This is a genomic window from Vibrio aestuarianus, from assembly GCF_028858425.1.
Taxonomy (GTDB): Bacteria; Pseudomonadota; Gammaproteobacteria; order Enterobacterales; family Vibrionaceae; genus Vibrio; species Vibrio aestuarianus.
In genome coordinates this window covers 1,387,302-1,400,039 of the sequence record NZ_JAKNYQ010000001.1, presented here as the reverse complement: position 1 = coordinate 1,400,039, position 12,738 = coordinate 1,387,302, and the positions used below count along the sequence as shown (strand labels likewise).

Annotated in this window: 12 protein-coding genes; all 12 read left to right on the top strand. The window is 47.2% G+C overall.

The window, feature by feature from the left end; genetic code table 11:
- The 12 genes from MCT08_RS06645 to MCT08_RS06590 are packed head-to-tail and all read left to right on the top strand — an operon-like array spanning position 1 to position 12,619.
- The gene (locus tag MCT08_RS06645) at positions 1-1,377 is read left to right on the top strand and encodes an AMP-binding protein (RefSeq protein WP_274678089.1); all 1,377 of its coding nucleotides are present in this window, start codon (positions 1-3) and stop codon (positions 1,375-1,377) included.
- Positions 1,378-1,394: 17 nt separating this feature from the next.
- Positions 1,395-1,763, top strand: coding sequence for an ApeI family dehydratase (locus MCT08_RS06640; RefSeq protein ID WP_274678088.1), 369 nt, complete (start codon positions 1,395-1,397; stop codon positions 1,761-1,763).
- The gene (locus MCT08_RS06635) at positions 1,756-3,462 is read left to right on the top strand and encodes a glycosyltransferase family 2 protein (RefSeq protein ID WP_171980826.1); all 1,707 of its coding nucleotides are present in this window, start codon (positions 1,756-1,758) and stop codon (positions 3,460-3,462) included. Before MCT08_RS06640 ends, MCT08_RS06635 begins: the two co-directional genes overlap by 8 nt.
- Complete coding sequence (locus tag MCT08_RS06630) at positions 3,443-4,987, top strand: HAL/PAL/TAL family ammonia-lyase (RefSeq protein WP_274678087.1); 1,545 nt, start codon at positions 3,443-3,445, stop codon at positions 4,985-4,987. The genes MCT08_RS06635 and MCT08_RS06630 overlap by 20 nt, the downstream gene beginning before the upstream one ends.
- Positions 4,988-4,995: 8 nt before the next feature.
- Entirely contained in the window at positions 4,996-5,436 is a 441-nt protein-coding gene (locus MCT08_RS06625; RefSeq protein WP_053309261.1) for an acyl-CoA thioesterase, read from the top strand.
- The gene (locus tag MCT08_RS06620) at positions 5,433-6,044 is read left to right on the top strand and encodes a LolA family protein (RefSeq protein WP_274678658.1); all 612 of its coding nucleotides are present in this window, start codon (positions 5,433-5,435) and stop codon (positions 6,042-6,044) included. Before MCT08_RS06625 ends, MCT08_RS06620 begins: the two co-directional genes overlap by 4 nt.
- Positions 6,016-8,364: an MMPL family transporter gene (locus tag MCT08_RS06615; RefSeq protein WP_274678086.1), complete on the top strand. Its 2,349-nt coding sequence runs from the start codon at positions 6,016-6,018 to the stop codon at positions 8,362-8,364. The genes MCT08_RS06620 and MCT08_RS06615 overlap by 29 nt, the downstream gene beginning before the upstream one ends.
- Positions 8,364-8,984 (top strand): DUF3261 domain-containing protein, encoded by a 621-nt coding sequence (locus MCT08_RS06610; protein ID WP_274678657.1) that lies wholly within the window; start codon positions 8,364-8,366, stop codon positions 8,982-8,984. The genes MCT08_RS06615 and MCT08_RS06610 overlap by 1 nt, the downstream gene beginning before the upstream one ends.
- A gap of 9 nt (positions 8,985-8,993) precedes the next feature.
- The gene (locus MCT08_RS06605; protein ID WP_274673204.1) at positions 8,994-10,229 is read left to right on the top strand and encodes a beta-ketoacyl-[acyl-carrier-protein] synthase family protein; all 1,236 of its coding nucleotides are present in this window, start codon (positions 8,994-8,996) and stop codon (positions 10,227-10,229) included.
- Positions 10,207-10,671: a hotdog family protein gene (locus MCT08_RS06600; RefSeq protein ID WP_172533106.1), complete on the top strand. Its 465-nt coding sequence runs from the start codon at positions 10,207-10,209 to the stop codon at positions 10,669-10,671. The genes MCT08_RS06605 and MCT08_RS06600 overlap by 23 nt, the downstream gene beginning before the upstream one ends.
- Positions 10,668-11,393, top strand: a complete 726-nt coding sequence (locus MCT08_RS06595; RefSeq protein ID WP_274678085.1) for a 3-ketoacyl-ACP reductase FabG2 — start codon at positions 10,668-10,670, stop codon at positions 11,391-11,393. Before MCT08_RS06600 ends, MCT08_RS06595 begins: the two co-directional genes overlap by 4 nt.
- On the top strand, positions 11,390-12,619 hold the full coding sequence (locus tag MCT08_RS06590; protein ID WP_274678084.1) for a beta-ketoacyl-ACP synthase: 1,230 nt from the start codon (positions 11,390-11,392) through the stop codon (positions 12,617-12,619). The genes MCT08_RS06595 and MCT08_RS06590 overlap by 4 nt, the downstream gene beginning before the upstream one ends.
- Positions 12,620-12,738: the final 119 nt, after the last annotated feature.

Genomic DNA, 12,738 nt, shown 5'->3' with positions numbered 1-12,738 from the left:
ATGAATATCGACAACAACGATTTTTATTCACTTTCCACTTTATTGTCATCGCCCAAAGACCGTGATCATGTCGTTGCTTTTGATCGTGGAAAGTACATCCGTTGGTCACAATTTCTGTTTGACATAGCTCAACTGCGAGATCGACTGCGTCAGCATAATGCTCACCATATTGCATTATGCTCTAATAATAGTTATCTCTTTGCTGTTGGATTTTTTGCGGTATGTCATGCCAATAAATCTTTGGTTTTACCGGGAAACTATCAACCAGCGGCTTTAGCCGAACTCAGCCCTTATTTCGAACTTCTGCTGTGTGATGAAACTATTCATCACACCCATTTAACCGACAGTTTGCTTCTAGAGCATTCACAACATACCAGCTCATTGATTGAATTCCCAACACTCGATCTAACCCAACATAGCGTCACGCTGTTTACGTCTGGAAGCAGTGGCATACCGAAAGCTATCATTAAAACACTGCATCAACTTGACGTTGAAATTGCTATTTTAGAAAAGCTATGGGGGGCTGTGCTGCAAGATTCAAAGATAGAAAGTACCGTTTCGCATCAACACATCTACGGCTTACTATTTCGCCTATTATGGCCCCTATGCTCTGGTCGAGCATTCGCAATTTACAACTTAGAATTCCCGGAACAAGTGATCGCTCACGCGCAACCAAATACGACCTTGATTAGTAGTCCAGCATTATTGAAACGACTAACTCAAGAAGAACATGCCAAGCCAATGTGCGCTGTTTTTTCTTCTGGGGGGCCACTCAGCTATAGCGCATCCTGTCATGCGGACACCCTATTTCATCAACGCCCGATAGAAGTCTATGGCAGTACAGAAACTGGCGGGATAGCCTACAGACAGCAGCACAATGAAATGCAACCTTGGCAATTATTTCCGTCTATTGATGCACAGCTCAATCATGAAAACTGCTTAGCTTTGCGTTCAGCTCATATTGATCCTAACGGTTGGTACCAAACGGCTGATGAATGTGAATTCACGGACACACGACACTTTATTCTTAAGGGGCGTACCGATCGCATCATAAAAATCGAAGAAAAGCGGGTATCTCTTGTCGAAGTCGAAAAACGACTTGAGCAATTAGCTTGGATAGTTGAAAGCGCCGTTCTTCCACTACAAGATGGCGAGCGCTTAATCCTAGTCGCTGCACTTGTGTTATCGCCAGAGGGAGAGACCAAACTAGCTGAGCTCGGAAAAGGAAAACTCTGGTTATTATTACGTTCTGAATTACGTCAATGGCTTGAACCAATCGCTTTGCCTCGCCGCTTTAGAGTGGTAAAAGAGATCCCACTCAACAGTCAAGGCAAACGCCTAATGACAGAACTCGTCACACTATTTCAACCATCATGATGATTAAGCCCAACACTATGGTCAAACGAAAACCGACATTATTAGCTACAGAGACCCAATCCGATAGCGTGGTCTTAACATTCAAGGTTGACTCCGATATTTTGGATTTTACTGGGCATTTCCCTCATTTTCCTCTGCTACCAGGAGTGACTCAGATTGATTGGGCTTTACACTACGCACGACAATATTTACTAGTACCATCCGCATTTAAAGGGATGGAAGTGGTTAAATTTCAAGAGCCAATTCTGCCCAATGCAACCATACAGCTGACCCTAGTATGGGATGCTGAGAAAAATAAACTCTCGTTCAGCTATAACTCTCAACGAGGTGACAACACAGTCACTCACTCTTCAGGCAAAATGAAACTTGGTGAACCTAGTGTCTGACTATCGAGCCTGCTTTTTGATCCCATGCTATAACCACGGCAGTACTGTCGCAAATGTCGTTTCATCACTCGAGTCTTTCACACTTCCTGTGTTATTGGTCGATGATGGTAGCAATCTAGAGACAAAACATGCATTAAATGCACTCACTTCACGCGACAACCTCCACCTGCTCACCCTGACGGAAAACCAAGGCAAAGGTGGAGCGGTAATGGCTGGTATTCGTTATGCCCATCAACTCGGTTTTAGCCATGTCATCCAAATTGATGCTGATGGCCAACATGATGTACAAGCACTCCCTAAACTGCTGGCCGCATCACAAGCACAGCCTACGCATTTGATTTCGGGTCAGCCAATTTACGACGAAAGTGTTCCTAAGGCTCGCCTTTACGGCCGATACGCTACCCATATCTGGGTATGGATTGAAACACTGTCACTATCGATTAAAGACAGTATGTGCGGCTTTCGTGCGTATCCAGTTGAAAAATCAATTGAAGTAATCGATAGCTATCGAATTGGCAAGCGGATGGATTTTGATATCGAGATTTTGGTGCGCATGTATTGGCAAGGTGTCGACATCGACTTTATCGAAACTCGCGTGATCTATCCTGAAGGTGGTATTTCACACTTTGATGCCTTATGGGATAACGTCAACATCAGTTGGATGCACACCAAGTTGTTTTTTGGCATGCTTCCGCGCATTCCTCGGTTAGTAAAACGCAATTTCAACCGTACGCAAGCTAATGTCCACTGGTCGAAGCAGCAAGAACGCGGTACGGTACTGGGTATTAAAACTCTGTTGTTTATTTATAGCTTACTGGGGCGCTCTGTTTTTAACCTCATTTTGAGAGTTGTCATTGGTTACTACCACTTAACGGGTAAACAGGTAAAACAAGCTTCGGAGCATTATCTACAACAACTAAGAGAGCACGCCAGCCAACACTCGCTTGCGTTACCAACGCATTTATCTAGCTACAATCATTTGCTCTCTTTTGGTCACACCATGCTTGATAAGCTTGCGGCTTGGAAAGGTGATTTTACGGTTGATAATTTAACCATTCACGGACAAGACCTTTTTCAACAACTCGTCGAGCGCAAACAAGGCGTGCTACTGTTGGGGTCTCATCTTGGCAATATTGAACTGTGCCGAGCCTTGGGACGTCGGCATACATCGATTAAGATCAATGCATTAGTCTTTACTGAACATGCAGAACGTTTTAACACCGTAATGAAAGCCATCAACCCAAATTCAGAGCTCAATCTCATTCAAGTAAGTAGCCTTGGGCCTAGCACTGCCATTTTATTACAACAGAAAATTGAACAAGGTGAATGGGTCGTTATCGTCGGTGATCGAACGTCAACCAGTAAAGAAACCCGAGCCGTTTGGGCAGATTTCTTAAGTAAGCCAGCCCCATTTCCACAAGGGCCATTTATGCTAGCATCTATTTTAAAAGCCCCAGTATACCTTCTGTTTGGTTTAAGAGATGATACGGCACAAAAACCTCATTTTAACGTCTATTTCGAGCACTTTAGCGACAGCATAGATCTACCGAGGAAAGAACGACAAGCGGCGTTAGCGCAGGTAGTACAACGCTACGCTGATCGGCTGGAACATTACACACTGCAAGCTCCACTGCAGTGGTATAACTTTTTCAACTTTTGGACTCTAAGTAAACAACAGCATGACGATTCAGACAGATAACCGCATAACTTTTGGCGTCGATCACCTCACCATTGAAGATGTTGTCGCGATTTCGCAAGGCGCGCAGGCCAGCCTCAATTCTTCAGCGGAATTCACCGCTAAAATTGATCGCGGCGTCGCTTTTTTAGAACGACTTTTAAAAGAAGAAGGCGTAATTTACGGCGTAACCACCGGCTATGGTGATTCATGCACCGTTGCCATTCCGCCGAATCTAGTGGATCAATTACCACTGCATTTAACTCGCTTTCACGGCTGTGGCTTAGGCGAAGTATTAAGCCACCAGCAATCACGCGCAGTATTAGCAACACGCTTGTGTTCACTAGCGCAAGGTGTCTCTGGTGTGAGCCATGAACTGCTTAACCAAATCGTCACCTTGATCAACCACGATATCGCCCCTCGTATTCCACAAGAAGGTTCGGTCGGGGCAAGCGGCGATTTAACGCCACTCTCCTACCTCGCGGCCACACTGATTGGTGAACGCGACGTGCTTTATAAAGGTGAGATGCGCCCGACTCAAGATGTGTTTGACGAACTGGGTATTCGCCCGATTAAGCTAAAACCAAAAGAGGGATTGGCGCTGATGAACGGTACATCAGTCATGACCGCTTTGGCCTGCTTAGCCTATAAACGCGCCGAGTATTTAACTCAACTCTGCACCAAAATTACCGCTATGGTGTCTGTCGGCATTCAGGGTAACGACTTTCATTTTGATGCCGCGCTATTTGCCGTCAAGCCGCATCCTGGTCAGCAACAAATCGCAGCATGGCTACGTGATGACTTACAAGCAGAGCGCCCACCTCGCAACAGTGACCGCCTGCAAGATCGCTATTCATTGCGCTGCGCACCCCATGTGATTGGCACCGTGCAAGATGCACTGCCGTGGCTACGTCAACTGATTGAAAATGAGCTCAACAGTGCCAACGACAACCCCATCATCGATGGCGATAATGAACGCGTACTGCACGGCGGCCATTTTTACGGCGGCCACATTGCCATGGCAATGGATACCTTAAAAACGCAGGTTGCTAACCTAGCCGATTTGCTCGATCGCCAAATGGCGCAATTGATGGATTACAAATTCAACAACGGTTTGCCGTTTAACTTAACTGGTGCAGAAGGCGAAAGAAAACCGATCAACCACGGTTTTAAAGCCGTGCAGATTGGCATTTCAGCGTGGACGGCCGAAGCCTTGAAACATACCATGCCTGCTAGTGTTTTTTCACGTTCGACTGAGTGTCACAACCAAGATAAAGTTAGCATGGGAACCATTGCCGCACGTGATTGCCTACGTGTGCTTGAACTGACAGAACAAGTGGCGGCCGCCTCACTGTTAGCGGCTGCCCAAGCAATAGAATTGCGCAAACGTCATAATGAGCTGGATGAGCAACACATGAGTCACAATATCAAGCAAATGCGTTCCGCTGTGTTGCAAGAGTTTGACTTTGTAGTGGAAGATCGTCCACTAGAACATGATTTGCGCCACTTTATTAACCGCATTCAACAACGCCACTGGGCACTTTACTAGGAAGCGCGATGAGCGATGTACTTCATCCATTGGAAAGTGAGGTGACCTTAGTCACCTCGTTTCAAGATGCCGACCCAATGGGCGTTATCTACCACGGCAATTATTTTCGTTTTTTTGAAGAAGCACGCCGCGTGCTGATGGAAAAAATTGATTACAGCTATCATGCGATGACTCAATCGGGCTACCTATGGCCAGTGATTGATACCCACGTGAAGTACGTGAAAGCGATCCCGTTCAACCATACGATTCGTGTCAAAGCGACCTTGACCGAATGGGAAAATCGCTTGCGTGTTAACTACATGATTTTTGATAGCCAGACCGGGCAACGAATGTGTAAAGCGCACACCACTCAAGTAGCGGTTCGCATCGACACGCAAGAGATGTGTTTCGCTTCCCCAACGCTATTTACCGACAAAGTGCAGCACTGGCATACCTACGGGAAATTATAATGCGCCGTTTTCTATGGCTAACTTTAGCTCTATTCTCGCCCCTACTCTGGGCACAGGTGACCGACCTTGCCTCACTGCAAGCGCAGTTGGCGAAACACCAGATCGTGCGCGGAGAGTTTACTCAACTCCGCCATATTGAGATGTTCGAACAACCACTGTCGTCAGCTGGGAAATTCTTGCTTGATAAACAAAATGGCCTACTTTGGCAACAAAACTCACCATTTCCGGTTAATTTGGTGCTAACACAAGACAAGCTTCGCCAAACTTTTGCTAACCAACCACCACAGGTGATTACCGAAAAAGAGAACCCAATGGCGTTTTATTTCAGCCATCTCTTTTTGTCGGTATTTCATGGTGACACGCAGCAATTAAATAAACAATTTACGATGACGCTGCACACCGAAGATGGCCAGTGGCAGTTGAATTTAACGCCGAGAAATGAGCCACTGAACTCTGTGTTTACCTCGATAACGTTAACGGGACGAGATGACATTGATGGTTTGATCCTGCAAGAAGTGCGAGGCGACAAAACCGAGATTCAGTTTACTAACCAAAACCACCAGCCAGAGCGTTTAACCCATGCTGAGCAAACGCAGTTTAACTTCTAAATCGAATCGGCTGGCATTGTTCTGGTTGACTTTTGTTATCCTCAGTCTTGGCTTACTGTTCAAGCAGTGGGCCTTTTCAGCAGCCTCACCAATCGAAACGGATATCCTTAAGCTACTGCCAGCCAACCAGCAAAGTGTGCTCGCCGAGCAAGCATTTGAAAAAGTCACCGCTAGTATGAGCGATAAGGTAGTATTTATTGTCACTGCGCCCAATGAGGCTGACCGACTCAAATCCGTGACAACGCTAGAAAACCATCTCAAGCAGAGTGGCTATTTCAAGGATGTGGTTGGGGAAATCGATGCCACTCAACAGAGCGCTTGGGCTAGTTACTACTTTCAACATCGAGCACAACTGCTCACCAGCGAACAACGTAATCAGCTCAGTCAACATCCCGAACAACAAGTGCAAACAGTAGTGCAAGCCCTATATAACCCTTTTTCTGGGGTGACAGGGAAAGAGCTAAGTCACGACCCTTTTTTGCTATTTCGCGACTACTTAGCGCAAATTAGCCAGCTATCGTCTCATTTTCGCTTGCAAGACGGATACTTAACCCGCGAGTATCAAGGCCAAAAATACGTGCTGATCACCGCTCAGCTCAACGATTCACCATACAGTTTCAAAGCACAACAAGTGGTGCCCGATATTGCTCAATGGCAACAACGCATCAAACAACAATTTGGTGCGAACATTTATCACACTGGTGTTTTATTTTACGCCGATTTTGGTACTCAAAGTGCCAAGTCAGAAATCAGCACCATCGGCCTTTTCTCATTACTCGGCATTGTGCTGTTGGTGATGTTGGTTTTTCGCAGTGCCATGCCTTTACTGTTGGCACTGCTCTCGGTATCCGTTGGGTTAGTGGTTGCCATGGTGATCACCACCGCGTTTTTTGGTCAGATCCATCTGTTTAGCTTAGTGTTTGGTGCCAGCCTGATTGGCGTTTCAATCGACTACGCCTTTCACTACCTGACCGATCGCCTTGCCGCGAATGAACAATGGGACAGCGTGCAAGGACTAAAGCATATTCTGACCGCCATTACCTTAGGGTTAATCACCAGTTTAATTGGCTATCTCGGTCTACTGGTCGCCCCTTTCCCCGGCTTACAACAGTTAGCGCTATTTTCCGCCTTGGGGCTCGTTGCCGCTTACGCGACAGTCGTGGCTTGGTATCCGATTTTGGCTAAAAAGCCAAGTTTATCGAGAACTCTCCCCGGCCTCACTTATTGGTCTTTATGGTTTTCGCTTTGGCAAAAGCCATGGGTTAAATGGGGCCTACCCTCAGCGTTATTGATCACCAGCAGCCTTGCCCTGACACAAGTGCACTACAACGACGATATTCGACAATTACAAGCCATGCCGAGCGAATTAAAACAGCAAGAGCTGCAAATTAGCACCTTGACTGGTATTCAATCATCACAGCAAATGTTGGTCGTCAGTGCCGACGATGATGAAACATTAATGCAGCAGTTAGAAAAATTAGATACGCAATTGTCACAATGGCAACAACAAGGCGTACTTTCTGGCTATCAAAGTTTAAGCCAAAACATCAGCTCGCTTAAGCATCAACAAGAAAACTACGCACTGGTTGAAGCACTGTACGCGAACCAAGGCGCAGCACTGGCTCACACGCTGAAACTATCTTCGATTCCTAAACTGGAAGCGTCATTTTTGCCCATGACACTGGCGCATTATTTAGCCCATGATGTTTCCCAACCGCTGCGCTTTCTTTATTTAGGTGAAGTTGAGCAAAAAGTGGCGGCGGTAGTGCTGTTGAAAGAGGTTTACCAAGCAGCAGTAATTAAGCAGTTTGCGGCGAAAAATAGCGACTACGCCTATTTGAATAAAACCGAAGAGATCTCAACCCTGTTTGGGCAGTATCGCCTTAAAGTGATGGAGTTAATTGCGCTGGCACTGACCTTGATCAGCGCTCTCACTACTTGGCGCTACGGCGTGAAACACAGCATTCGCATTATGTTACCTTCGCTTATTGCTTGTATGGCTGGGTTAGCTGTCACCGTCGCGACAGGCTCTACGCTCAATTTATTCAATCTATTAGCGCTAGTATTAGTGATAGGTATCGGTATTGATTACACGCTCTTTTTTGCCGAACAAGCCCGCAGTCACAGTACCTTGCTTGCCATAACCCTTTCAGCACTGACTACTTTTCTCTCGTTTGGTCTGCTTGCTCTTAGCCAAACTCACGCCATTCACAGTTTTGGTTTGACGGTACTTAGCGGTATTTTCGTTGCTTGGTTACTTTCACCAATGGCGATCAAATCACAACCTGCCGCCATGAAAGCGCATGAGGAAAAACCATGATGATGAGACAGATACGCCTTACACTGCCCATACTGTTACTGATGTTGTCTGGCTGTTCTTTAGTGCCAAACCAAGCTTCCACGCAAGTAGAAATTAGCCCCAACACATTCGTTACACTTCCCAAACCTGCGCAACTTGGGTACCAAGTCACAGCAAGCCAGTTGATCAGTGCCCATTGGCAAGATGATAGCGGCCAACATAACCAACAGCTTCCGGTCCAACTGCAGGTCACCGATGACAAGATTGTATTGGCAGGGTTTTCATCTTGGGGTACAAGAATTTTATCACTCAACTATCAGCAAGATACTATTGAGACCAGTGTACTCAATGGCTTGGAAAATACCTTGCCAAAGCCCGAACAGATACTCTTTAACCTGATGATCACGCTCTGGCCGCGAAATGCTTGGGAAGCCCCGTTAAATAAGGTAAAGTGGCAAATCATTGATGATAATAATAGACGAACACTCATCAATGAGCTGGGTGAAACAGTGATTGTTATTGATTATCAACATCCCTTCGCGATGAAGGGAGATATTCGCTTCCACAATCAATTATTGAATTACACCATTACGATTACAACGCTCAGTGCCCAGCACCCTTTGCCGCCAACACAACCGTAGATAGCTATCATGAACTCATCCACGACTTCTCTTATTGATTCTCGCTCTCCTATTTATGTCCAAGACTGCGGTTTTCACTGCGCGATGGGGAGTGACTCGTCGCACATTCACCAAAGTTTAGCGCAGGGCTATTGTGACAACATGGTGGCTGACTGCTCGTCACTCAATACTGGCACCACAACCATCGTAGGCCGAGTGAGTGAGCCACTACCAGAAATCCCTGCGCATCTAAGTGCGTTCAATACGCGCAACAACCAACTTGCTCTTTCTGCACTACAACAGATCGAACCGAGCGTCCGCCACGCGATTGCCACCTATGGCGCAGATCGCATTGCAGTGGTGGTTGGCACGAGCACGTCCGGCATTGCTGATGGCGAAATCGCACTCACCCACAAGTTAGAGCAGGGCAAATTCCCAAGCGGCTACCACTACTACAAACAGGAATTAGGCAATTGCAGTGATTTTATCGCGCGCTATTTTTCAATAAGCGGCCCCTGCTACGCCATTTCGACCGCCTGTTCGTCCAGTGGCCGCGTCTTTATCACCGCAAAAAGAATGCTTAATGCAGGGCTGGTTGATGCGGTGATTGTCGGTGGTGCCGATACTTTGTGCCGCTTAACACTCAATGGTTTTAACGGTTTAGAGGCGCTGTCTCAACATTTATGTAAACCGTTTGATGCACAGCGCGATGGCATCAACATTGGTGAATCTGCCGCTTTTATGCTGCTGGGTAAAATGCCGTCTCAACAACACACTCACGCCATTGCGCTATTGGGTGCAGGCGACAGCTCCGATGCTCACCATATTTCTGCACCCCACCCAGATGGAAACGGTGCAGAACAGGCAATGCGTAACGCGCTGCAAGATGCCAAATTAACCGCCAGTGATATCGGTTATATCAACGCTCACGGCACCGCAACGCCGCTCAATGACAGCATGGAAAGTAAAGCGATTTTTCGCGTTTTTGGCCAGCACGTTGCGGTGAGTTCAACCAAACCACTCACTGGACATACGCTCGGCGCGGCCAGTGCAACCGAAGCCGCCATTGCTTGGCATATACTGCAATACCAATTGCCTTTGCCCATTCAACGCTGTGCTAACAAAGCGCCAGACATCGATATTACGCTGGTGGAAACCACCCAATATTTAGAAAATAAGGCCATTTTGAGCAACTCCTTTGCTTTTGGTGGCAACAATATTAGCCTCATTTTTGGTTACGTTAATGACAAAGCTTCCTGCAATTGATCAACTGCTGCCTCATCAAGCGCCGATGATTTTGATCGACCGCGCGCTTGAGGTACAGAGCGAATCTATTCACTGCCAAGTGGATATTGAATCGCACCACCTGTTTTTTGACCCAACGACACAAAGCATACCGGCCTATGTCGGTATCGAGTTTATGGCACAAGCCATTGCCGCGTGGTCTGGGTATCACTCACTTATCCAAAGCATTCAACCACCGATTGGCTTTCTGCTCGGCAGTCGCCGTTATCGCGCGCTGTGCGATGCATTCCTGAAAGGGCAAACGCTCGATATCTATGCTGAACAGCTAATGCAAGACAATGGTATGGCTGTGTTTAGCGCAAGAATAGAGCACCAACACCAGCTTTTGGCCGAATGCCAATTAAATGTGTATGTGCCATCAGAACAAAAATTAGAAGAGATGAAAATAAGGAGTCAAGCATGACCCGACACGTATTAGTGACTGGTGCGAGTAAAGGTATTGGCAAAGCGATTGCGATTGCGCTCGCCAAAGATGGTTTTGCCATTGCTGTCCATTACATGGGCGACCAACAAGGTGCCCTGCAAACACTAGCGACCATCGAGCAAAACGGTGGTTCAGGCCGATTGATTCAATTTGACATCAGCAACCGAGCTCAGTGCCGCGAAGTATTAGAAGCCGATATTGCTCTGCATGGCGCTTATTACGGCGTGGTCAATAACGCGGGCATTACTCGTGACACGGCGTTTCCCGCCATGACAGAGCAAGAATGGGATGGTGTAATTCACACCAATTTAGACAGCTTTTATAACGTTCTCCACCCTTGTGTGATGCCAATGGTGCAAAAACGCAAAGGTGGGCGCATTGTGACTTTAGCGTCAGTGTCGGGCATCACGGGCAACCGTGGTCAAACCAATTACAGCGCCGCCAAAGCTGGCGTAATTGGCGCGACCAAATCGCTCGCGCTTGAACTGGCTAAGCGCAAAATCACCGTCAACTGCGTTGCTCCGGGTTTAATCGATACAGGCATGGTGGATGAGCACGTCAAAGAGCACGCACTGCCACAAGTTCCTTTACGCCGTATGGGTGAACCCGAAGAAGTCGCAGGCCTTGTGAGCTATTTAATGTCTGATATTGCCGCTTATGTTACTCGCCAAGTTATCTCGATTAATGGAGGCTTAGTATGATCCGTCGCGTTGTAGTTACAGGCATGTCCGGCGTGACTGCTTTTGGTAATGACTGGGCCAGTATTGAGCCAAAACTCAGAGCTTGTGAAAATGCCACTCAATATATGCCCTCCTATGAGCAGTATGAGGGTTTAAACACTAAACTCGCCGCGCCAATAATGGGCTTTACACTGCCTAGCCACTACAAACGTAAACAAGTCCGAGGTATGGGCCGCGTGTCACAACTAGCGACCGTTGCCACCGAAAATGCGCTGCTGCAAGCGGGCTTAATTGGTCATGAAGTGCTGACTAACGGCCAAACCGGTATTGCTTATGGTTCATCAACAGGCAGCACCGATGCCATCGGTGCGTTTGGTGTCATGCTCAACGAAAAAACCACTCGAGCCATTACCGCCACCACTTATGTGCAGATGATGCCTCACACTGCAGCGGTGAACGTAGGTCTATTTTTCGGGCTCAAAGGCCGCGTCATTCCAACCAGTAGCGCCTGCACGTCTGGTAGCCAAGCCATCGGTTACGCGTACGAAGCGATCAAGCATGGCTACCAAACCGTAATGGTGGCGGGCGGTGGTGAAGAGCTCTGCCCTACCGAATCGGCCGTATTTGATACCTTATTTGCCACTAGCCTCAAAAACGACCAGCCCAAAACCACCCCACGCCCGTATGATACTCAGCGTGATGGTTTAGTGATTGGTGAAGGCGCAGGAACTTTAGTGCTTGAAGAGTATGAACACGCCATCGCGCGCGGTGCCATCATTCACGCAGAAATCATCGGTTTTGCCAGCAACTGCGATGCCGCCCATGTCACTCAACCACAAATGGACACCATGCAAATCTGCATGGAGATGGCGCTGCGTGATGCCAATTTAAATGCAGATAAAATTGACTATGTTTCTGCCCACGGCACGGCGACCGACCGGGGTGACATAGCCGAAAGTCACGCCACCGCAAACGCGTTGGGTAAAGTGCCGATCAGCTCGTTGAAAAGTTATTTTGGTCACACATTGGGCGCATGTGGCGCGGTTGAAGCTTGGTTAGGTTTAGAAATGATGAAAAGCGGTTGGTTTAATCCTACCCTTAACCTAGATAACATCGACCCACAATGTGGTGATCTTGATTACATTACAGGCACCGGGCGTGAGCTGGATGTGCAATACCTAATGAGCAATAACTTTGCTTTTGGTGGCATCAACACTTCGATTATTTTTAAAAAATTCAGCGAATAATCCCATAAAAGCCGTTGCCCAAACAACGGCTTTTTATACTACTTTGAGTTACAGGCAGCTGGTAAGTAATTTCATCTCTATGAGCATAGACAGGCTATGTGATTCGGATAAACGAATGC